This is a genomic window from Saccharopolyspora sp. NPDC002376 (assembly GCF_053593195.1).
The window spans coordinates 115452-136051 of record NZ_JBSFBZ010000004.1; the positions used below are offsets into that span (position 1 = coordinate 115452).

At 69.2% G+C, this 20600-nt stretch carries 19 protein-coding genes; 10 read left to right on the top strand and 9 right to left on the bottom strand.

Annotated features, from left to right (window positions below; translation table 11 throughout):
- Positions 1–108: 108 nt before the first annotated feature.
- Together ACWCO2_RS04760 and ACWCO2_RS04765 are read left to right on the top strand one after the other, a co-directional pair.
- The gene (locus ACWCO2_RS04760; protein WP_450126349.1) at positions 109–2649 is read left to right on the top strand and encodes a DUF4118 domain-containing protein; all 2541 of its coding nucleotides are present in this window, start codon (positions 109–111) and stop codon (positions 2647–2649) included.
- Positions 2646–3326 (top strand): response regulator, encoded by a 681-nt coding sequence (locus tag ACWCO2_RS04765; protein ID WP_450126350.1) that lies wholly within the window; start codon positions 2646–2648, stop codon positions 3324–3326. Before ACWCO2_RS04760 ends, ACWCO2_RS04765 begins: the two co-directional genes overlap by 4 nt.
- A gap of 42 nt (positions 3327–3368) precedes the next feature.
- On the opposite strand, the gene ACWCO2_RS04770 is transcribed toward ACWCO2_RS04765, so the two are convergent.
- From ACWCO2_RS04770 to ACWCO2_RS04790, 5 genes are all read right to left on the bottom strand, one after another.
- Positions 3369–5078 (bottom strand): PstS family phosphate ABC transporter substrate-binding protein, encoded by a 1710-nt coding sequence (locus ACWCO2_RS04770; RefSeq protein ID WP_450126351.1) that lies wholly within the window; start codon positions 5076–5078, stop codon positions 3369–3371.
- Between the two features lie 109 nt (positions 5079–5187).
- Entirely contained in the window at positions 5188–5679 is a 492-nt protein-coding gene (locus ACWCO2_RS04775) for a hypothetical protein (protein WP_450126352.1), read from the bottom strand.
- Positions 5680–5693: 14 nt separating this feature from the next.
- Positions 5694–7220, bottom strand: coding sequence for a putative T7SS-secreted protein (locus tag ACWCO2_RS04780; RefSeq protein ID WP_450126353.1), 1527 nt, complete (start codon positions 7218–7220; stop codon positions 5694–5696).
- On the bottom strand, positions 7220–7564 hold the full coding sequence (locus ACWCO2_RS04785) for a hypothetical protein (RefSeq protein ID WP_450126354.1): 345 nt from the start codon (positions 7562–7564) through the stop codon (positions 7220–7222). Before ACWCO2_RS04785 ends, ACWCO2_RS04780 begins: the two co-directional genes overlap by 1 nt.
- Complete coding sequence (locus ACWCO2_RS04790) at positions 7564–8052, bottom strand: SseB family protein (RefSeq protein WP_450126355.1); 489 nt, start codon at positions 8050–8052, stop codon at positions 7564–7566. The genes ACWCO2_RS04785 and ACWCO2_RS04790 overlap by 1 nt, the downstream gene beginning before the upstream one ends.
- Before the next feature lie 511 nt (positions 8053–8563).
- On the opposite strand from ACWCO2_RS04790, the gene ACWCO2_RS04795 reads away from it, so the two are divergent.
- The 5 genes from ACWCO2_RS04795 to ACWCO2_RS04815 all read left to right on the top strand — a co-directional run bounded on the left by ACWCO2_RS04795 (position 8564) and on the right by ACWCO2_RS04815 (position 12675).
- Complete coding sequence (locus ACWCO2_RS04795; protein ID WP_450126356.1) at positions 8564–8932, top strand: hypothetical protein; 369 nt, start codon at positions 8564–8566, stop codon at positions 8930–8932.
- Positions 8929–9540, top strand: a complete 612-nt coding sequence (locus ACWCO2_RS04800; RefSeq protein ID WP_450126357.1) for a DUF3558 domain-containing protein — start codon at positions 8929–8931, stop codon at positions 9538–9540. Before ACWCO2_RS04795 ends, ACWCO2_RS04800 begins: the two co-directional genes overlap by 4 nt.
- A 9-nt stretch (positions 9541–9549) precedes the next feature.
- Positions 9550–10977 (top strand): PPE domain-containing protein, encoded by a 1428-nt coding sequence (locus ACWCO2_RS04805; protein WP_450126358.1) that lies wholly within the window; start codon positions 9550–9552, stop codon positions 10975–10977.
- 1 nt (position 10978) lies between these two features.
- Entirely contained in the window at positions 10979–11779 is an 801-nt protein-coding gene (locus ACWCO2_RS04810) for an ESX secretion-associated protein EspG (protein ID WP_450126359.1), read from the top strand.
- Between the two features lie 275 nt (positions 11780–12054).
- On the top strand, positions 12055–12675 hold the full coding sequence (locus ACWCO2_RS04815; protein ID WP_450126360.1) for a nucleoside/nucleotide kinase family protein: 621 nt from the start codon (positions 12055–12057) through the stop codon (positions 12673–12675).
- A 4-nt stretch (positions 12676–12679) separates the two neighbouring features.
- Here the strand turns inward: ACWCO2_RS04815 and ACWCO2_RS04820 are convergent, their stop codons facing one another.
- Positions 12680–12868, bottom strand: coding sequence for a hypothetical protein (locus ACWCO2_RS04820; protein WP_450126361.1), 189 nt, complete (start codon positions 12866–12868; stop codon positions 12680–12682).
- Entirely contained in the window at positions 12865–13359 is a 495-nt protein-coding gene (locus ACWCO2_RS04825) for a hypothetical protein (RefSeq protein WP_450126362.1), read from the bottom strand. Before ACWCO2_RS04825 ends, ACWCO2_RS04820 begins: the two co-directional genes overlap by 4 nt.
- Before the next feature lie 141 nt (positions 13360–13500).
- On the opposite strand from ACWCO2_RS04825, the gene ACWCO2_RS04830 reads away from it, so the two are divergent.
- Together ACWCO2_RS04830 and smc are read left to right on the top strand one after the other, a co-directional pair.
- Positions 13501–13794 (top strand): acylphosphatase, encoded by a 294-nt coding sequence (locus ACWCO2_RS04830; RefSeq protein ID WP_450126363.1) that lies wholly within the window; start codon positions 13501–13503, stop codon positions 13792–13794.
- Positions 13795–14053: 259 nt separating this feature from the next.
- Complete coding sequence (smc, locus tag ACWCO2_RS04835; RefSeq protein ID WP_450126364.1) at positions 14054–17692, top strand: chromosome segregation protein SMC; 3639 nt, start codon at positions 14054–14056, stop codon at positions 17690–17692.
- Positions 17693–17696: 4 nt separating this feature from the next.
- On the opposite strand, the gene ACWCO2_RS04840 is transcribed toward smc, so the two are convergent.
- Positions 17697–17987, bottom strand: a complete 291-nt coding sequence (locus tag ACWCO2_RS04840; RefSeq protein ID WP_450126365.1) for a hypothetical protein — start codon at positions 17985–17987, stop codon at positions 17697–17699.
- 167 nt (positions 17988–18154) lie between these two features.
- Between ACWCO2_RS04840 and ACWCO2_RS04845 the strand changes: the two genes are divergently transcribed.
- Entirely contained in the window at positions 18155–18793 is a 639-nt protein-coding gene (locus tag ACWCO2_RS04845) for a hypothetical protein (RefSeq protein WP_450126366.1), read from the top strand.
- A 293-nt stretch (positions 18794–19086) separates the two neighbouring features.
- Here ACWCO2_RS04845 and ACWCO2_RS04850 read toward each other — a convergent pair whose 3' ends face one another.
- On the bottom strand, positions 19087–20592 hold the full coding sequence (locus tag ACWCO2_RS04850) for a sodium:solute symporter (RefSeq protein ID WP_450126367.1): 1506 nt from the start codon (positions 20590–20592) through the stop codon (positions 19087–19089).
- Positions 20593–20600: the final 8 nt, after the last annotated feature.

Sequence of the window (20600 nt, forward strand, 5' to 3'; positions counted from 1 at the left end):
CTCCGGCTCGGGGGATGGGTGGTGTCAGTTTTGCCTAAAAACTGACACCGCTCCGGGGGACGGCGGGATTTGACGAGTAATAACAGCGGGTCGTAGGAGACTGGGAGCGTGGCGGAGAACGGACGGCGGCGCGGGGAACTGCGGATCTACCTCGGCGCGGCACCAGGCGTCGGGAAGACCTACGCGATGCTCAACGAGGCGCACCGCAGGGCCCAGCGCGGCACCGACGTGGTGGTCGGCTTCGTGGAGGACCACGGCCGGTCCAACACCGCCGCGCTGGTCGACGGTCTGGAGGTCGTGCCGCGGGCGGAGGTCCAGCACCGCGGCGTCGGGCTCACCGAGATGGACCTCGCCGCCGTGCTGACCCGCAAACCGGAGGTGGCGGTCGTCGACGAGCTCGCGCACACCAACGCCCCCGGCTCCCGCAACGAGAAGCGCTGGCAGGACATCGAGGAACTGCTCGACGCCGGGATCAACGTGCTGTCCACGGTGAACGTGCAGCACCTGGAAAGCCTCAACGACGTCGTGGAGGCGATCACCGGCATCCGCCAGCAGGAGACGGTGCCGGACGAGGTGGTTCGCCGCGCCGAGCAGATCGAGCTCGCCGACATCACCCCCGAAGCGCTCCGCCGCCGGATGGCGCACGGCAACATCTACGCCGCCGACCGGGTGGATGCCGCGCTGGGCAACTACTTCCGCACCGGCAACCTCACCGCGCTGCGCGAACTGGCACTGCTGTGGCTGGCCGACCAGGTCGACGTGGCGCTGCGCCGCTACCGCGCGGAGAAGAAGATCACCGACACCTGGGAGACCCGCGAGCGCGTGGTCGTCGCCGTCACCGGCGGCCCGGAGAGCGAGACGCTGATCCGCAGAGCCCGCCGCATCGCCGCTCGTGCCGGCGCGGAGCTCCAGGTGGTGCACGTGCTGCGCAGCGACGGCCTCGCGGGCGTCTCGCCGGTGGGTGTCGCCCGCGCCCGCAAGCTCGCGGATGCGGTCGGCGCCAGCTTCCACACCGTCGTCGGCGACGACGTGCCGGCGGCGCTGCTGGAGTTCGCCCGCGCCGCGGACGCCACGCAGCTGGTGGTCGGAACCTCCCGCCGATCCCGCTGGGCGCGGGTGTTCGACGAGGGCATCGGGGCGCTGACGGTGCGGAAGTCCGGTGCCATCGACGTGCACATGGTCACCCACCCCGAAGCCGGCGGGCGGCCGCTGCTGAAGAAGATCGCCCGCAACCCGTTGTCCTTGGTCCGGCAGGTCTGGGGTTGGGTGCTGGCGGTGCTGCTGCCGAGCGCGGTGACGGCGGTGGCCTACGCGTTCGGCTTCGGCGCGTTGTCCACGGACGTCGTCGGCTACTTCCTGGCCACCGTCATCGTCGCGCTGGTCGGCGGGATGGCACCGGCGATCGTCGCCGCACTGCTGTCCGGCGGGCTGCTGAACTTCTTCCTGACCCCGCCGCTGTACACGCTGACCGTCGCCGAGCCGCAGAACCTGGTGACGTTGATAGCGATGATGATCGTCGGCATGGTGGTCGCGTTCACCGTCGACCGCGCAGCGCGGCTCGCCGAGCAGGCCACCAGCGCGCGCACCGAGGCAGCGCTGCTGACGTCCTACGCTCGAACTGTGCTCACCCACCCGGATCCGCTGGCCCGGCTGTTGGAGAAGGTGGTGGAGAACTTCGGCCTGACCTCCGCGGCGCTGCTGGAGCGGACCCAGGACGGTTGGCAGGTGGCGGCTTCCACCGGTGCGCGGCCCTGCACCAGCCCGGAGAAGTCCGATGTGGACATCGAGGTCAACCCGGACGTGCACCTGGTGCTCGAACGGTCCGGACGTCCTCTTCCGGCGGCGGACCGCACGGTTCTGGAAGGCGCGGCTGGGCAGGCGCTGGTCGCGCTGCGCCAGCAGCGGATGGCCGCGGAAGCGCTGGAAGCGCAGCGGCTCGCCGATGCGACGCAGTTGCGCACTGCGCTGCTGTCCGCGGTCGGGCACGACCTGCGCACCCCGCTGGCGTCGATCAAGGCCTCGGTGAGCAGCCTGCGGGCACCCGATCTCCAGCTCTCGGAGGAGGACACCGCCGAGCTGCTGACCGGGGTGGAGGAATCGGCGGACCGGTTGACCGACCTGGTCGGCAACCTGCTCGACTCCTCCCGGCTGGCCACCGGCGCCATCGCACCGCGGCTGCGCCCGGTCAGCTACGACGAGGTCGTGGCGGGCGCGTTGGCCGGGCTGGACGGGCAGCAGCACATCGACGTCGAGATCGACGAGTCGCAGCCCCCGGTGCTGGCCGATTCGGGGCTGCTGGAACGAGTGGTGGCGAACGTGGTGCAGAACGCGCTGAAGTACGGGCGCCCGGACGGCGGGCGGATCAGCGTCCGCGCCAGCGAGCACGCGGCCCGCGTGGAGCTGCGGGTCGTCGACCACGGTCCGGGCCTGCCCGAAGGCTCGGCGGACGCGGTGTTCGCGCCGTTCCAGCGGCTCGGCGAGCATGGTGAGCGCGGCGACCAGGGCCCGGCCGGGGTGGGGCTCGGGTTGAGCGTGGCGCACGGGTTCATGACGGCGATGGACGGCACGATCCACGCGGAGGACACCCCCGGCGGCGGGTTGACGGTCGTGCTTTCGCTGCCAGTGGCGGATGGACAGGGGAAACGATGACGAAGGTCCTGGTGATCGACGACGAACCGCAGCTGCTGCGCGCACTGCGGATCAACCTGAGCGCCCGCGGCTACCAGGTGCTCACCGCCGCCGACGGCGCATCCGCGCTGCGCGCCGCGGGAGACGGAAAACCCGACGTGGTGGTGCTCGACCTCGGCCTGCCCGACATGGACGGCGGCGAGGTCATCGCAGGTCTGCGCGGCTGGACGACGGTGCCGATCATCGTGCTCTCGGCCCGCACCGACTCCACCGACAAGGTGCTGGCGCTGGACGCGGGCGCGGACGACTACGTCACCAAACCTTTCGGCATGGACGAACTCCTGGCCCGGCTGCGCGCCGCGGTCCGCCGCGGCAGCACCACCGGCACGGCAGACCAACCAGTGGTGGAAACCGCGACGTTCACCGTGGACCTGTCCGCGAAGCGGGTCCTGCGCGACGGCGAGGAGATCCACCTGACGCCGACCGAGTGGGGAATGCTCGAAGTCCTCGCTCGCAACCAAGGCCGCCTGGTCGGCCAGAAACAACTGCTCAAAGAGGTCTGGGGCCCCCAGTACGCGAACGAAACCCACTACCTCCGCGTCTACCTCGCCCAACTCCGCCGAAAGCTGGAACAGGACCCGAGCCACCCCCAGCACCTGATCACAGAACCAGGAATGGGCTACCGCTTCGAACTTTGAAGACCCGTGAGCATTTTGGGTTGCTGTAGCGACTCAAAGTGCTCACGGCTGGGGTGAGCAGAGGGGATGGGGTCCGTTCGGGCCGGTGCACGGGGTGTAGCCGCGGTCGTGCATCACGGCCTGGCCCGCGTCGCTGTTCAGGTATGTCGTGAAGCGCTTGAGCAGGGTGTCGTCGGCCGGTTCGCCCTTGGTGTAGAGGTATTCCACCGTCCGGAACGGGTACCCGCGCAGCGCGTCGTCGACGGTCGGGGCTTTGCCGTCGAGGGTGACGATGTGCAGCGGGCGGTTCTCGGCGATCGCACGCCGGACCGCGGGGGCGTCGGCGTAACCGATCGCACCGGGCGTCGCGGCGATGGCGGCGATCGCGTCCTGCGTTTCGGTCCGCTCGCACCGGGTCGGCGTGGTCGATCCCTGCCGGTCGGGTTTCGCGCAGCCGTCCGAGGACAGCGGCGGTTCCTGCCCGCCGAGCACCTTCTGCTCGAAAACGGTGCGCGAGCCCGATTCCGCACCGCGCCCGACGATGTTGATCGGCAGCGATTCGCCGCCGCCCCGCACCTGCTTCCAGTCGGTGTGCTCGCCGGAGAAGATCTTCCGCAGATCGTCGGTGCTCAGGTCCGGCACGTCCACAGACTCGTTCACCACCAGCGCGTACACGACGACGGCGACGGGACGGCCCACGTAGTCGTTCGCGTCCTTCGCCGGGCCGTCGGACAGCACCGCGAGCTTGTCCGGCTCGTTCGTCTGCTTGAGTTCCCGCAACCCGCCGAGACTGCCGGTCGGGGTCACCCGGATGTCGGTCTGGCAGGTCTCGTCGTACTTCGCGGCAACGGTGCCGACGATCGGCGCGAACGCGCTGGACCCCTTGACCTGCAGCTCTCCGGACGCGCAGGCGATACCGCCGGCGGTGGCGGAAACCCCGGTGAGCAACGTCGTGACGAGCGCACCGGCCAGCAGCAGCCCGACAGCGGTGGTGATCAGCGGCCAGGTGACGCGCCGCTGCTGCTTCTCGTCGGTGATGCGACCGTTGCTGATGCTGCCGGCGAAGGAGATCTCCTTGCTGGTGGCGAAGTCGTCCCCGACCGCGTTCGCCGGCTCGTCGTCCGGTTCCCGCAGCACCACCACGAGCTTGAACTTTTGCCCGCGCTCCATGTTCAGCTTCGACAACCGAACCCCGTGCCACTGCGGCCCGACCTCGGCGGACCCGGTGGGCTGCGCCTGCACGTAGGTCTCGAACCGCCGCCCGAGCCAGGCCCGGAGCACGCCGAGACCGGCTTCGCCAGCAGGTTTGCCCTCGGGGAGCCCGACGTCCTGCTCCTCGGGGAGGAACACCAGGTTGTTGCGGATCCGCTGGCGGATGGCCTGGGTCGGCGCCTCGGAGATCCGCGCGTCCCACACGATCCGCTCGCCGAAGTTGAACGAGATGTCCTCGGCGAAGTCCTTGGCCTCGATGTCGAAGCTGCCGGTGTTGCGGACCCGGATGACCACGATGCTCATCCGGTCCACCAGCTTGGCGATCGGCGTAAGGTCCTCGTGCGCGGGCTCCACCTCGCCGTCGTGCAGCTGCACCGGGCTCAACCCGATCTTGGAGTTGTAGAGCACACGGTAGTGAATCCGCTTGCGCCGCACGAAGAACCGGTCGACGAACGGAGCGCTAATCGTCACCGCGGCGAGCACGCCCAACACCCAACTGCCGACGTGCTCGCCGAACAGCGAAGCCAAGGCCACCACGGCATCGCCCCAAGTGACCCCCACAGCACCGCCTCCAGACCCGAACCACCGGTGACCGGAGCCTAGGCGCGAAAGGCGGTGCCCCCACCAGGAATCACGCGCTGTTCACCACGGGTTCAGCGAATGGATCCGTTCAGCTCGGCTGACCGGAGCTACGCAGGTGTTCCTGGAAACCTGTCCAGGTCAGTCCGCCTGGTGGGACTTCGCCGGCCCATTCCCGGTGGTAGAGCAGGTGCAACAGGCAACTGGGCGCGATCAGGTCGGAGCGGCCTTCCGGCAACGGGGCCAGCACCGGTACGGCAGCGGGTTGCGGAGGCTGCCCGAAGTGCGTGCAGAGCACGGCCTGATCGATGTCGCATGGGTACTGGGCGGTTCCGTGCCAGGCGTCCCGTCGAGCGCCCTGAACGAAGAAGTTCACCTCGGGGAGCTTGTCCCGGATTCCCCAGAGGGCCCGGAAAACGTCCAGCGCTGTGGCTTCAACGGGTTCCCAGAGACCGGTGGCGCGCATGCGCACTTCGCCGCCGATCCGCCACCAATCGATACGAGCCTGGGCACGCACGACCTGGCCACCCTGCCCGGGGTGCGGCGTCCAAACGAGTACCGGGGTGCTGTGCACCTCGTTCATTCCTTCTCCAGACGTCATCGGTGCATCCCACCCGTTTGGCGGCGCATTTCATGGAGATCGCCGGGACTCGATCGCTCTGCCCAGCCTTCGTAGGTTCGCACCTCGCTCTCCAGCGACCCCCGTCGTGCGGCGTCCTCTGCGGACGTCAGAGGCCCGGGAACTTCAGGCATGGGCTGGCTGGTGGGACCGCTGAGGTCAGGCCCCGGCTCCGGCATGGGTTCCGGCAGCGGCTCCGGGGCGCCCTTGCCGTCGTCCAGCCAGCTGTCCGGGGTTTCGTCGTGGAACCACTCCGGCAGCTCCCTGCTGCGGGGTTCTGGTGCCGGGGCTTGCGGGGGTTCCGGGGCGGGGAGCGGGTCCGAGCCCTTGGGGCCGAATTCGTGGCCGTCCCAGGGTTGCGGGGTGGACGGGGCGTCCGGTGCGCGCGGCGGCGGAACGGAGTCGATGTCGGCCCAGGGCGGTGTGCCGTCCGGAGCGTGGCGGCCGACGTCGCCGACTCGGTCGGCCGTGCGGGCGACGTCACCCGCGGCGTCGGCCACGTCGGCGACGTGGTCAGCGGCTTTGGCGGTCCGGGTCGCGACCGTGGCTGCCGCGCCGGCACCGGTGATGCTGGCCGCCGCGTCGGGGACCATCGAGCCGAGGGCGCGGGCCGGGTTCTCCTTCCAGCCGTCCACGTTGACCAGCGCTTTGGCGGCCTGCCAGGGGTTTTCGACCACCGACTGCAGGGTCGTCGAGGCGGCGCGGTTGAACTCCGCGGTGCCTTCCGGATCGATGACCTGCATGCCGGGTTGGCTGTAGACGTAGGCCTTGCCCAGGCCGTAGAGGCCCTGGGCGATGCCGACCACGCCGTCGACAGCGCCAGCGCCGAATTCGTACGCGGTGTCGCCGATGATCTGGGCGCCGTCGACGATGTTCGCGCCGAGCTGCGCCAGTGGGCCGGGGGCGGCCGGGGCACCCTCGGCGGCGGCCATCACCACTTTCGCCGCGCGTTCGCCGGCCGCCTGCACCGCCGCCTTGGCTGCGGCGATCTCCTGCTTCGCGCGTTCACGTGCTTCCGCGCCGGGATCCACGAACGCGCCGGGCTGCTGGCCCGAACCACCGGCGTTGTAAGCGTCGACCGCGGCGTTGTGCTTGGCGGCTGCCGCTTCCGAGGCCTCGATCGAGCGGTCCAGCTCCTCCTTCGCCCGCTGCGCGCGCGGTTTCTCGGTGGCCAGGACCTGCTGGTAGTCCAGGACGGCCCGGCCGGCGTCGGAGATGGCGTCGGCGGCCTTGAGCCATTCACCCGGCGCCTTGTCCAGGAAGTTGGCCCGGAAGGCGTCGCCGGCCTGCCCGGTCCAGCCGTCGGAATCGATCGACTTGATGCCCTGACCAGCGCGTTCGAAGGCGCCGCCGAGCTTGGTCAGGTGCTCGCCGACCTCGCTGACGGTGGGGAGATCGCCCGGGATCACGTCCTGCGGGCCGATCCCCGTCAGCTGGCCGAGCTTGTGCAGCTCGTTGCCGGCCGACGCGACGTCCTGGTCGAACGTGCTCTGGTTGCTGACCATCAGGCACCAGTCCCTCGGAGCAGTTCCTGCACGGCTTGGCCGTCCATCTGCTGGTAGGAGCCGTGGGCCTCACCGAGCGCGTCCACCGCGGCCTGCCCGTCCTCGACGAGGTAGCGGATGCCCCATTCCCAGGACTGGCCGAGCTGGATCAGCGCGGCGCCGAGCGCGCCGTTGCCGATCAGCGGGGCGGAATCCAGCGTGTACTTCTCCAACCCCATGCCCTGCTTGCCCATGGATTCGTTGCCCCAGCCGGCCATTCCGCCGAGTTCGGACACCGCTTCGCGGATGCCCTCCTCGGCGTTCTTCAGCGCGCCGAGGTCGACGCGAAAACCGTTGTGCCCCATCAATTGCTGCCTTCGGTGAGTGCGATCTCGTCAGGTACCAGCCCGGCCACCGGGCCCAGCGCGATGCTGTGCTCGGCCCCGGCGTCGATCACCAGCCCGGTGCCCCTGGGCAGGGCGGGCAGGCACTGCTCGAGCAGCTCAGCCCCGGTCAGCTCCGCGTAACGCACGGTGTCCGAACCGCGTCCAGACTCGCGGTAGAACTCGGCCATCCGGGGCAGCGAGGTGAACGCCCCGAGCCAGGACAATTCGCCGGCGCGGGCGATGATCAGCGCCACCCCACGGTCCTCATCGGACACCGGGGTGAAGAACCCGGTGCCGCGGATGACTTCGGCCAGCTGCTCGATCGACGTCCGATCGGCGCGGAACGAATCCAGCGCGTCGATCAGCTCCTCGGCCGGATCTGGCGGGTCGAACAGGACTCCGCTGATGCGTAAAACCCCAGCGGACCGGGGAAACCCCGTACCCGGGCGCAAGTGTGCAAGCGTCATGGCTCCATGCCTCCCCAGCACGGACAATGAAGACGAAACGGGGACGGACTGTACCAAGTGGACTCATCGGTGCGGGCGATCTCGAACTTGTTGCCCGTGTCGGTTGAATCACCGCGCTTATTGCTCCTATCGGCGGTAATGCGGGAGAAGTGCATGAGGTTCATCTCATTTCGGGGCGGCCGGATCCAGCTGTTGTGGACCCGATTCCCGGGATATGGCGTTCGGATCGATCTGATTCGCGGAACTTGTTTTCTTTCAACAACCAACGAATGTGCGATCGGCCCACTCGAAGGGGTGTTGCACCATCCCGGACCTGCGCAGTTGTCCGGCGGGGGGTTGTCGGATTTTGCGATTGGCGAGGTGGGTTCGGCGGTTGTCGCATTCGCGATTGCGCATGGGATTGTTGGGTTCGCGTGAAGTTCTCCCGAGTTGCTGACGGGTGCTGAACGCCGCTGCTAGGGTCGGCGGACGACTTGGTGATCAGCAGCCGTTGACTGGGGGTTTTCCCGCGATGACGACGCCAGCCCCGCCACCACCGCCGTCTCCAGGTGGAGGCCAAACCCTCACCGTCAACAAGGACAACGTCCTGGAAGTCCGCAAGGTCATCCTCGCGGCGGCGGAAGAGGCGCGGCAGAAGCTCCGCGACCTGATGCCGAGCCTGATCGTTTCCGCGCCCGGGGAGGACGAGGTCAGCGCTACGTCGGCGACGGTGTGGACGGCGAACCTGGTGGGCAACCAGGATTCCCACTACGCGCGGCTGCAGCAGTACGTGGACAACGTCTTCGACCTGGGGCGCCAGCTGGAAGAAGCGGCCAAGCAGTACGGGTACACCGACGACGAGATCGTTGCGTCCTTCAACGTTCAGCAGGGGCAGATGTGAGTGGCTCGTCGCGCGTTCGCCGGCTGAGCGGTCTGCTCGGTCTGACCGCTGCTGCGCTGCTGCTGGCCGGTTGCACGGTGAACGGACCGGACCCGGAGCCGGCCGGTGAATCGACCCCCGCCAGCGCTGAATCGGGAATGCCGAAGCGTCCCGCCGAACTCCCGATCGCCGGTGCGCAGGACGCGGAGATCTGCACCTGGCTGACCGGGCAGCAGATGTCGCAGCTGCAGGTCGCGCGTCCCGGCCCGGTGGAGAAGAACGGCAACAACTACAACGGTTGCGGCTACCTGAGCGACGGAACCGGTGTGAGCACGGGCATTTCGCTGCGCGTCGTGCCGCAGGGCATCGAACCCTTCCTGGAGAAGGTCAACAGCGCCGACGGATCCCGGAAGACCTTCGACGTCAACGGTTTCGGCGCGGTGCGCAGCCAGATCGCCGGTGCTGAACGGCTGGGCTGCGACGTGTTCGTCGACGCCGCCGACGGGCAAACGCTCTGGGCGTCGCTGAGCCTGCTCAGCGGGGGCAGCGAGCTCAACAACGAGCAGATGTGCGAGAAGGCCCAGCAGGCCGCTGGGGCGGCTGTGACGACCTTGCAGGCCAAGGGCTAGGGGGACGTTGTGACGAGCATCGATCCGATCCGCGACATCCGGTTCGAGGGGCTGGACATCCCCCAGCTCCAGGAGTGGATCACGAAGGTCAAGCAGGGAATCGGCACGGAGTCGATGCAGTCCGCGGTGCGGGCGCTGGACGAGTGCGTGAAGGTCGTCGTCGAGCTGGACGACACCCTGCGCCGCGAGCTCGGCAAGCTGCAGATCGCTTGGGAGGGCAACGCGGGCAGCCTCGCCGCCGCCGCGACCCAGCAGCAGGCGGTGTTCATGTCCGATGCCCCGGACCCGCTGCGGGCTTCCGCGCAGAGCGTCGACGAGCAGGGCCGGGGGTACGAATCGGCCCGCCACACCTTGCCGAACACCGACGAGCTGCGGCACAAGCAGTCGGAGAACGTAGTCGAGTGGGCCGGTGGCGCTTTCGGCTACGAGAGCGACTACGACAAGGAAGCCAAGCAGATCGACGCCAACAAGAAGGCCGCGCAGGCCGCGTTGGCGTCCTATCGCGACACTTCGGTGAGCCAGGCGGACACCTACCAGCCGCTGCCGGAGGCGCCGCCCGCGACCGTGACCGCGCAGTCGGCCTCGCCCGTTGGCATGGCGAGCGCGGGATTCGGCGCCGGGTCCGTTTCGGCGGGCACCGTCGGCGGTTCGCCGCAGCCCGGGGTGAGTTCGCCCGGCATGGGCGTGCCTGGTGCGATCGTCGGCAGCATCGGCGGTGGCGACGCCCGGCCCGGGCAGGGGCGGGTCGGTGATGGCCGTGTCGGTGACGGTCGTGTTGGTGATGGCCGTGTTGGTGATGGCCGTGTTGGTGATGGCCGTGTTGGTGATGGCCGTGTTGGTGATGGCCGTGTTGGTGATGGCCGTGTTGGTGACGGTCGTGTTGGTGATGGCCGCACCGGCGAGGGACGTCCGGGCGTGACTCCGCCCGGGCGCGGTGATCGCAGCGGCGAACGGCACAAGGGCGAGATCGACACGGGCGGCGAAGCGGACGAGACCCCGGAGGCGACCGGCGACAGCGGCGGCATCGGCGCCGGGACGATACTCGGGATCGCGGCCGGTGGTGCGGCGGTAGTGGGTATCGGTGCGTACGGCGCGAGCCGCATGCTCGGCGGTCGCGGGACGCCGGCTCCTGCTGGTGGCGACGGCAAGTCCATGGCCCGAGGCGGGGCGTCGGTCGTCGGCGGCGGTCCGGGTGACACCGTGGCCGGGAAGGCCGCGGGCAAGACCCCGGGCAGCCGTCCGGTCGCGGGCTCGATGATGGGCCCGGCCGCGACCCGCGGCGAGAAGCGCAGCGAGGACGCCGAGCACGAGAACCGTTACGTCGCCGAGGAAACCCCCTTCGACGACGAGCGACTGGTCGCGCCGCCGGTGCTGGGCGGGGCCGACAGCGACGACGAGGACCCGCCCGCCGAGAACGAGCCGAAGAAGCAGGACTGACGTGCGCCCTGGAGCCGAAGCCGATCCGATCGTCTTGTCCACATTGGAATTCGATGTGGTCTGCGAGGTGGAGAAGCTCACCGAGCACCGCCACATCGTGCTGGACGTGCCGAGCCCCGGAGCGACCTACGCCGAACGCGCCGAGCTGGTGGCCGACGTGTGGGCGTCGCTGCGCGGCAAACGCCTCGCCGAACCGTCCCGGGACCGGCTGGACGTCGACTTCGCCGACCTGCTCGGCCTCCTCGACCGTCCGCAGCGCAGTGTCGACGTGCGGATCTGGGCTGACCGCTCGATCCGGGCCCTGGCCTCGGCGAACGGCGCGGTGGGACTGCTGACGATCGTCGACGCCGACGTGGTGGAGCTGACCCCGATCCGGGGCGGCTCGCTGGCCGAAGCGGCGGTGTCGGTGGCGGGCGACATGCCCCCGGGCCCGGGCCGAGCGGTGAGCCTCCCCAACGACGTCCTCCGCAAGGCCAGCGACTACGCGGGCCCGAACAACCCGCTGGAATTCACCGACGAACTGCGCGCCCTGGGCATCCCCCCGGACGACGCAGCGGACGTGGCCCACATGGCGAACGGAATGGGCATCCGAGGCCAGTTCGGCGTAGAAGCCAGCCCGAACCGAGGCCGCCCAGAACGAGCAGACCGAGTAGTGGCCTTCCACGACACCGACCAGGGTCGCTACTTGCACGTCGTCCGCCCCAGCGGAGACGGCCGCCGCTGGAGCACGATCGCCCCAGCGGACAACGTCCGAATCGCCGAGTACGTCCGAGAACTCCTAACCGAAGTCTGGGACGACTAAGTGCCTGTTTTTGATCTCTTTTGATGCGTCGCCAGGCGCATAACCCACCTTCGCAGCTTGCACCGCCGCGGGTTCTCAGCGTTCGCCTGGCGAGGACGGCCCTGACGCCGCGTATTGGACATACATAAGTCTGGGCACCCGCAGTCCAGGCGGGCGCTGAGGTTCCGCTACCCGCACCGCCACGCAAAACGAGTTCAAGAACAGGTTCTAAAAGCAGGCGCCCAGCACGTTCTCCTGCGGCCGTAGCCTGGGGCTGATTCAGGGGAGGTCGTTTCTTGGTCGGGTATTCGGAACTGGTTGAGCGGGCTCGGACTTTGGCCGGCAGCGGGCAGCGGCGGGTTTTGGGGATTGCTGGGGCTCCTGGGGCTGGGAAGGGGACCGTTGCCGAGCGGGTTCTGACGGAGCTCGGTGACTCTGCGGTTGTTGTGCCCATGGATGGGTTCCACCTGGCCAACTCGCAGTTGCGGCGGTTGGGGCGGCAGGATCGCAAGGGGGCTCCCGACACGTTCGACGCTGCCGGGTACGTGTCGTTGCTGCGGCGGATCAGGGATGCCGCAGACACCGTTTACGCGCCGGGGTTCCACCGGGAGATCGAGGAGTCCTACGCCGCGGAGATCGCCGTGGAGCCGGATGTTCCGCTGGTCATCACTGAAGGCAACTACCTGCTGTTGGACACCCCGCCCTGGGCCGGAGTTCGGGAGCTGTTGGACGAGTGCTGGTTCCTAGCTCCGGATGACGAGGCTCGCGTGCAGCGGCTCGTCGCGCGGCACGTCTCGCACGGGCGAACTCCGGAGGAAGCCGCGGAATGGGTGCAGCGCAGCGACGAGGCCAACGCGGCTTTGATCGCGCCCACCCGGGCTCGCGCTGACCTGGTCGTCGTCGGCGATCCGCGGTGACCGGTCAGCGTTCGGTGAGTTCCGCGCGGACGTCGTCCGGGATTTGCCCGGTGTGATCGATCGGCGTCCACGGTTCGCTGCGGATCCACTGCGAGCCGCAGCCTCGGCAGGCCAGCAGTGGAAAACCGTTGAGCTGCTTGGGAGTTTGGTGCCAGGAGCACAGGGACCGGCAGGAGTGCACGGCCAGCGTCATTCGGGATCTTCCAGGTCTTCCGAGTCGGTGGTCGGCGTTGTCGTCGGCGGTGTGGTCGTCGGCGGTGGCGTCGTCGTGGGCGGCGTGGTGCTCGGCGGATCCCACGTCGGCGTCGGGTCGGGATCGGGGTCAGGGCCCGGGCCGGTCAGCGGTGGGGTCGGCGTTTGCCCCGGGGGCGGTGCTTCGTCGCTGGGCGAGCTCGGGCCCGTGCTGGTCTTCTCGGAGCTGGTGGCGCTCTCCTGCGAGGTCTCCTCGCTGGTGACTGGCGGGGGAGGCAGCAGCGACGACGAGGTGAAAGTGGTCGTCGCCGGGTGGGAGGTGGCGGTCGGCTTCAACGAGAAGTCCGGGGTGGCCGCGGTCTGCTGCTGGGTCCCGACGACCATCGCGGCCGTCGTTGCGAACGCGGTCGCCACCACGATGCCCGCCGCGGCCAGCACCACCAGTCGCTTCGGTCTGGCGTCCGGGTCTTCCACCTGCAACGGGTCGTCCATCGGTGCCCCACTCGTCGGCTCTTCGCGCGGTCCTGAACCGGATGCCCCGAAACACCCGGGCTCCGCCGAATCGGGCGGATCATACCGGCCTGCCCCGCCGCGGTGGACGCACTGGGGCGCGTGCAGGGGTGGTGCGGCATCATGCCGGGCGTGACGGATTCCGGAGCTGCGCGACTGACCGCATGGGTGCACGGACATGTGCAGGGCGTGGGTTTTCGCTGGTGGACGCGGGCCCGGGCGCTCGAGCTGGGACTGGTCGGCAGCGCCACGAACCTGCCGGCGAGCCGCGTTCAGGTGGTGGTCGAAGGCCCCCGCGAATCCTGCGAGAAGCTCCTGGCCGCGCTGCGCTCCGGCGAAACCCCGGGCCGCGTCGACTTCGTCGCCGAGCAGTGGTCGGACCCCAAGGGCGGTCTGACGGGCTTCGTCGAGCGCTGACCCGCCGGGGTGGGGTGTCAATTTCGCGAGAATATTGACCACCTCCGGGGTGACGGCGTTGGGTTCCGGGATGTGGAAGTCCGGGGGTTCTGGGTTTCCTTGGAGCGGGGAACCTGATCTTCTTCGGGGCCGGGTGGGGAGCTGCGGGCGTTGGTGGTTCGGGTGTTGCTAGCGGTTCTGCGCGGTCGGGGGAGGCGGCAGCGGTAGGCTCGGCCGGACGTGACCAGGGGGACCATTCACGGGAAGGTCGATCGCAGCCGTGCATTTGAAGAGCCTGACGCTGAAGGGGTTCAAGTCCTTCGCCTCGGCCACCACGCTGCGCTTCGAACCCGGCATCACCTGCGTCGTCGGGCCGAACGGCTCCGGCAAGTCGAACGTGCTCGACGCTCTGCGCTGGGTGATGGGCGAGCAGGGCGCCAAGGACCTGCGTGGCGGCAAGATGGAAGACGTCATCTTCGCCGGTACCGCGGGCCGCGCTCCGCTGGGCCGCGCTGAGGTCACGCTGACCATCGACAACTCCGACGGCGCGCTGCCCATCGACTACACCGAGGTCTCCATCACCCGCCGGATGTTCCGCGACGGGGCCAGCGAGTACGAGATCAACGGCAACTCGTGCCGGCTGATGGACGTGCAGGAACTGCTGTCGGACTCCGGTATCGGCCGCGAGATGCACGTCATCGTCGGGCAGGGGCAGCTGGCGTCGATCCTCCAGGCCAAGCCGGAGGAGAACCGCCGGCTCATCGAAGAGGCCGCGGGCGTGCTCAAGCACCGCAAGCGCAAGGAAAAGGCGCTGCGCAAGCTCGACGCGATGCAGGCCAACCTGACCCGGTTGACCGACCTCACCGGTGAGTTGCGCCGTCAGCTCAAACCGCTGGGCAAGCAGGCCGAGATCGCCCGCAAGGCCCAGACCGTGCAGGCCGATCTGCGCGACGCCCGGCTGCGTCTGATCGCCGACGACCTGGTCACCGCGCGCGCTGACCTGGCCCGCGACGAGGCCGATCAGGAAACCGCCCGGGTCAAGCGCGCCGAGGTGGAGCGGGCGCTGCAGTTCGCGCAGTCCGAGGAGAAGACCCTCGAAGAGCACGTCGCTGCCGACGCGCCGCGGCTCAACCGCGCCCAGGAGACCTGGTATCGCTTGTCCGCGCTGGAAGAGCGGTTGAACGGCACGCTGCGGCTGGCTGCGGAACGGTACCGCCACCTGACCGCGCAGACCGACGAGCAGCGCTCGGGCCGCGACCCCGATCAGCTCGACGCCGAGGCCGAAGAAGCTGCCGAGCAGGAGATCGAGCTCCGCGAACAGCTCGAAGAGGCCCGCGAAGCCCTGCACGAGGTCGTCCAGCGCCGCTCGGAGCTGGAATCGGGGCTCAAGCAGGCAGAACAGGCCCACTTGGCCGCGGTTCGGGCCATCGCCGACCGCAGGGAGGGCACGGCGCGGCTGGCTGGCCAGGTCGAGTCGCTGCGCACCAAGGTCAACGACACCTCCGACGAGATCGAGCGCCTTACCGACGCGCTGGAGGAAGCCACCGGCCGCGCGGAGGAAGCCGAGCTGGCGTTGTCCGACGCTCAAGAAGAGAGCGGCGGCTACGACTCCGACGATGCGGGTCTCCAAGAGCGCCGCGAGGCAGCTGCCGAGGCGCGCGATGTCGCGCGGGCGCGGGTCGAGGAACTGGTCAAGGCCGAGCGGACTGCGGAGCGGGAGATCGCTTCGTGGAAGGCCCGCGTCGAGGCCTTGACGATGGGCTTGCAGCGCAAGGACGGCGCGGGCGCGCTCATGGCGGCCGGTGACCGCATTCCCGGACTGCTCGGTTCGGTTGCCGCGCTGCTGAACGTGGAGTCGGGCGCGGAAGCTGCGTTGGCGGCGGCGCTCGGCGCGGTGGCCGACTCGGTCGCGGTGCGCGGCGTGACGGACGCCGTGACCGCGCTGGAACTGCTCCGCAGCGACGAAGCTGGCCAGGCGGGCCTGCTCATCGGCACCGAGGTGGACCTCGACCGGTCCGGTTGGCCGCAGCTGCCCGGTTCCGCACGCTGGGCCGCCGATCTGGTCAGCGCCCCGGACAGTCTCCGCGCGGCCGTGACCAGGGCGCTCGACAAGGTCGCCGTGGTCGATTCGCTGACCGAAGCGGGCGACATCGTCCAGCGCCACCCGGAAGTCCGCGCGGTGACGGCAGACGGTGACGTGCTCGGCGCGCACTGGGCGATCGGCGGCTCCGACAACCGGCAGAGCGCCATCGAGGTGCAGGCCGCGGTCGACGAAGCCGAACGCGAACTCGCCGCAGCGCAGCGCCGCGCCGAACAGCACTCGGCCGCGCTGGAAGGCGCACGGGCGGAAGAAGAAGCTCGTCGCGCCGAGGTCCGCGCGGTCCAGGAGCAGCTCAACGACGCGAAGGTCCAGCGCGCCCGCAGCACCGAACGGCTCTCCAGCTTGGAGCGCGCGGCTCGTTCCGCGGCGGCTGACGTCGACCGCGCTCGCGACCAGCGCGTGAAGGTCGAGCAGTCCCGCGAACAATCTCTGGTCAAGCTCGCCGAGCTCGAAGAGCGTCTGCGCATCGTCAAGACCGAGCAGGACGAGGCGGCCGAGCCCGACACCGGTGAACGCGACCGGCTCAGCGCCGAGCTCACCACCGTGCGCCAGCAGGAAATGGACTCCCGTCTCACCCAGCGCACCGCCGAAGAGCGCGCGCGAGCCGTGCAGGGGCGCGCGGACCAGCTGCGCCGCGCAGCGCGGCACGAGCGCGAAGCGCGGGCTCGCGCGGAGGCGGCGCGCAAGGCGCGGGAACGCGCAGCGCGCGTGACGCAGGCCGTGGTGGCGGGGTGCGAGACCGCGCTTGAGCGCATCGCGCGGTCGCTGCGCGCCGCGACGGAGGAGCGGGATGTTGCGCAGGCGAAGCAGAGCGAGCACGAGCAGGCGCTCGGCGCGATCCGCGCGCGGGTGCGCGAGCTCAGCGGCGAGCTGGAGAAGCTGACTGACGCGGTGCACCGCGACGAGGTCGTGCGCGCCGAGCAGCGGCTGCGGATCGAGCAGCTCGAAACCAAGATCATCGAGGACTTCGGGATCGGCCTGGACGACCTGGTCGACGAGTACGGGCCCACCGTGCCGATCCAGCCGGGCCCGGCCGAGATCGCCGAGTACGAGGCGGCGAAGGAGCGCGGCGAGGACGTCAGCGCACCGCCGCCGGTGCCGTTCGACCGCGCCACCCAGGAGCGCCGGGCCAAGCGCGCGGAGAAGGACCTTTCCTTGCTGGGCAAGGTGAATCCGCTCGCACTGGAGGAGTTCGCCGCGCTGGAGGAGCGCTACAAGTTCCTGTCCACGCAGCTGGAAGACCTCAAGGACAGCCGCCGCGACCTGCTCAGCGTCGTCAAGGAGGTCGACGAGAAGATCCTGGAGGTCTTCTCCTCGGCCTTCGAGGACGTGGCGCGCGAGTTCGAGACGGTGTTCAAGGTGCTGTTCCCGGGCGGCGACGGGCGCCTGACGCTCACCGACTCCGAGGACATGCTGACCACCGGCGTCGAGGTCGAGGCGCGGCCGCCGGGCAAGAAGGTCAAGCGGCTGTCGTTGCTGTCCGGTGGCGAGAAGTCGCTGACCGCGGTGGCCATGCTGGTGTCGATCTTCCGCGCCCGCCCCTCGCCGTTCTACGTGATGGACGAGGTCGAGGCGGCGCTGGACGACACCAACCTGCGCCGCCTGATCACCCTGCTCGACCAGCTGCGCACCACCTCGCAGCTGATCATCATCACGCACCAGAAGCCGACCATGGAGATCGCCGACGCGCTCTACGGCGTGACCATGCGCGGCGACGGCATCACGCAGGTGATTTCCCAGCGCCTGACCGGAGAACCGGAGAAGAACGCAGCACCGGACGCGCCTGTCGAAGGCGACGTCGCCTCGGTGCTGGACTAGAGCGTCAACTGGCGACGCCGATGGCGTACCCGAGGCCGAAGGCGACCAGGCCTGCGACCGCGGCGGTGCCGAGCACGATCGACCAGCCGGGGCCGTGGCTCGCCCGTTGCAGAGAGGGCGAGATTCGTTGCGGCGCAGCGCGATTCAAGATCTTCGGCCGTCCCAATTCAGCTCGGCAGAGATCGCACTCCGCCAAGTGCGTGCGCATTACGAGCCACTCGACGTCGTCCAGCACCCCGGCTGAGTACGCGTTGAGCCTGGCCCGGAATTCCGCGTGATCGTCCTCGTGCACCATCGACCCCCGTCCGCAGCGCGTTCGCGTAGATCATCGTCCCAGTGCAACCGCTGCTGAAGGGGGGTGAACTCGGGAAAGCGGTCGGTTTCGAGCCGGGTTCCCGGGTGCGGGAGGATGTTCGGGGACCGGCATCCACGCGGGGTCCACCAAAGACCAGAAGGAGACCCATGACCAACCCCTACGGCCCGCCGCCAGGCCAGCAGCCGTACTCCCCGCAGGGGTATCCGCAGCCGGGCTATCCGCAGTCCGGTCCGATGCCCGCGCAGCAGCCCTACCCGCAGTCCGGTCCGATGCAGGCGGCACCGCAGGGCTACCCGCAGCAGGGTGGCTACCCCCAGCAGGGCATGCCGCAGGGTTACCCGCAGGCCGGACCGCCCGCCCCGATGCAGCCGCCGATGCCGCCGCCCGCGCCGGGCATGGCCCGCGTGCTGATCGACTGCTCGCACCACTGGATGGTCTGGGTGCTGATGCTGTTCAAGCCGCAGGTCACCATCAACGGCCAGCCCGGCCCGGTCCTGCAGTGGGGCATGAACCCCATCGACCTGCCGCCCGGCCAGTACCAGATCCAGGTGCACGTCAACTACCTGTGGAAGCTGGGCCACGCGAGCGCGGTAATCCCGCTGAACGTCGGCCAGCAGCAGGAGGTCTACTACAAGGCCCCGGCGTTCCCGTTCGGCAACGGCGCGATCGGCCCGACCCCGCAGGATCCGCCCGGCCTGGGCATCGCCTACGGCATCTTCTTCGGCTCGATCGGCCTGTCCTTCCTGATCCTCCTGATCACCATCATCTCGATGGCGTCGATGTGACGTCCCGGCCGAGGGGTGTCAGTTCTAGAACCTGTTTTTGAACTCGTTTTGCGTGGCGGTGCGGGTAGCGGAACCTCAGCGCCCGCCTGGACTGCGGGTGCCAACCCTTATGTATGGCCAATACACGGCGGCTTGGCCGTCCTCGCCAGGCGAACGCTGAGAACCCGCGGCGGTGCAAGCTGCGAGGGTGGGCTATGCGCCTTCGGCACATCAAAGCAAAAGATCAAAAACAGGCACTTAGGCAAAGCTGACACCCCATGCCGCCACGCAAACGAGTTCGCCAGACAGGCTTTTCAGGCTTCGGCGTGCTCCACCTGGGACTCGGGGGCGGGGCGGTCGTGCCGCAGCGACAGCAGGCCGCCCACCACCAGCGTCACGATCACGCCCAGCGGCGTGTACCAGGGGAACGCCAGGGACGCCTCGCCGCCTTCGCCGTCCGGGAACTGCACCCAGACCACGAAGGCCAGCACCACCACGATCGTCGTCCAGAACGCGATCTTCGCGTCGGTCTGCCGGGCCCGCTTGTTCCACAGCCCCAGCAGGAACGCGCCGAGCAGCGCGCCGTAGGTGTAGCTGGCGATGCTGAGCCCGACCTCTACCACCGGGTTGTTGGTGCTGCTGAACATCGACGCGAACACCACGAACACCACGGCCCACACCAGCGTCCACAGCTTGCCCATCCGCAGGATCGCCGCGTCGTCCAGCTTCCGCTTGGAGAAGCGCTGGTACAGGTCGCTGACGGTGGAGGTGGACAGCGAGTTCAGCGACGAGGCCAGGGTGCTCATCGCGGCGGCCAGGATCCCGGCGATGAGCAGCCCGGACAGCCCCGGCGGCAGGTCGTTGACGATGAACGTCGGGAACAGCTCGTCCTTGCTGGACATGCCCATCGCGGCCGGCGCCGCGCCGCGGAAGAACGACCACAGCATGGTGCCGATCAGCAGGAACAGCGCGAACTGCAAGGCCACCACGACACCGCTGGCGATCAGCGCCTTCTGGCTGTCGCGCACGTTCCGGCAGGCCAGCAGCCGCTGCACCATGAGCTGGTCGGCGCCGTGCGAGGCCATCGCGAACACCGCGCCGCCGAGCACCGCGGTGAGGAACGCGTACTGGTCGGTGACGATCGACGAGGTGAAGTCGAGCAGCTGGAACTTGCCCGCGTCCAGCGCCGTGGCGAACCAGTCCGACGGCAGCTGACCGGCCAGCACGACCGCGGCCGCCACCGCGCCACCGACGTAGACGAACATCTGGATCGCGTCGACCCACACCACGGCCTTGATCCCGCCCAGGTAGGTGTAGATCACCGTCAGGATCGCCAGGACCAGCACGATCTGCCAGTACGCCATGTCGACGCCGAACGCCGCCAGCATCACCTTCACCGGGATCGCGGTGGCGAACAGCCGCAGGCCGTCGGCCAGCAGCCGGGTGATCAGGAACGTCACCGAGGCGGTGCCCTGCAACCCGGCGCCGAACCGCTTGCCGAGGAACTCGTAGGCACTGACCAGGTTCCCGGCGAAGTACTTCGGCAGCAGCACGAACGCCACCACGACCCGGCCGATCAGGTAGCCGATGGCCAGCTGCAGGTAGGTGAAGCTGCCGAGGTAGGCCACCGTCGGCACGCTGATCACCGTCAGCGTGGAGGTCTCGGTGGCGACCACCGAGAAGCACACAGCCCACCAGGGCAGTTCACGGCTACCGACGAAGTAGTCCTGGGCGCTGCGTTGTCGACCACTCAACAACAACCCGAGCACCGGCATGGCGACCAGGTACACGCCGATCACGGCCAGGTCGAGCCATCGCATGCTGCCTC

Bases quoted from the DNA above. Each gene is read 5' to 3' on its own strand.
- ACWCO2_RS04850 (WP_450126367.1), bottom strand. From the start codon at position 20,592: ATGCGATGGCTCGACCTGGCCGTGATCGGCGTGTACCTGGTCGCCATG.
- ACWCO2_RS04765 (WP_450126350.1), top strand. From the start codon at position 2,646: ATGACGAAGGTCCTGGTGATCGACGACGAACCGCAGCTGCTGCGCGCA.
- ACWCO2_RS04775 (WP_450126352.1), bottom strand. From the start codon at position 5,679: ATGAACGAGGTGCACAGCACCCCGGTACTCGTTTGGACGCCGCACCCC.
- ACWCO2_RS04795 (WP_450126356.1), top strand. From the start codon at position 8,564: ATGACGACGCCAGCCCCGCCACCACCGCCGTCTCCAGGTGGAGGCCAA.
- ACWCO2_RS04845 (WP_450126366.1), top strand. From the start codon at position 18,155: ATGACCAACCCCTACGGCCCGCCGCCAGGCCAGCAGCCGTACTCCCCG.
- ACWCO2_RS04820 (WP_450126361.1), bottom strand. From the start codon at position 12,868: ATGACGCTGGCCGTGCACTCCTGCCGGTCCCTGTGCTCCTGGCACCAA.
- ACWCO2_RS04790 (WP_450126355.1), bottom strand. From the start codon at position 8,052: ATGACGCTTGCACACTTGCGCCCGGGTACGGGGTTTCCCCGGTCCGCT.
- ACWCO2_RS04825 (WP_450126362.1), bottom strand. From the start codon at position 13,359: ATGGACGACCCGTTGCAGGTGGAAGACCCGGACGCCAGACCGAAGCGA.
- ACWCO2_RS04840 (WP_450126365.1), bottom strand. From the start codon at position 17,987: ATGGTGCACGAGGACGATCACGCGGAATTCCGGGCCAGGCTCAACGCG.
- ACWCO2_RS04785 (WP_450126354.1), bottom strand. From the start codon at position 7,564: ATGGGGCACAACGGTTTTCGCGTCGACCTCGGCGCGCTGAAGAACGCC.
- ACWCO2_RS04830 (WP_450126363.1), top strand. From the start codon at position 13,501: ATGCCGGGCGTGACGGATTCCGGAGCTGCGCGACTGACCGCATGGGTG.
- ACWCO2_RS04780 (WP_450126353.1), bottom strand. From the start codon at position 7,220: ATGGTCAGCAACCAGAGCACGTTCGACCAGGACGTCGCGTCGGCCGGC.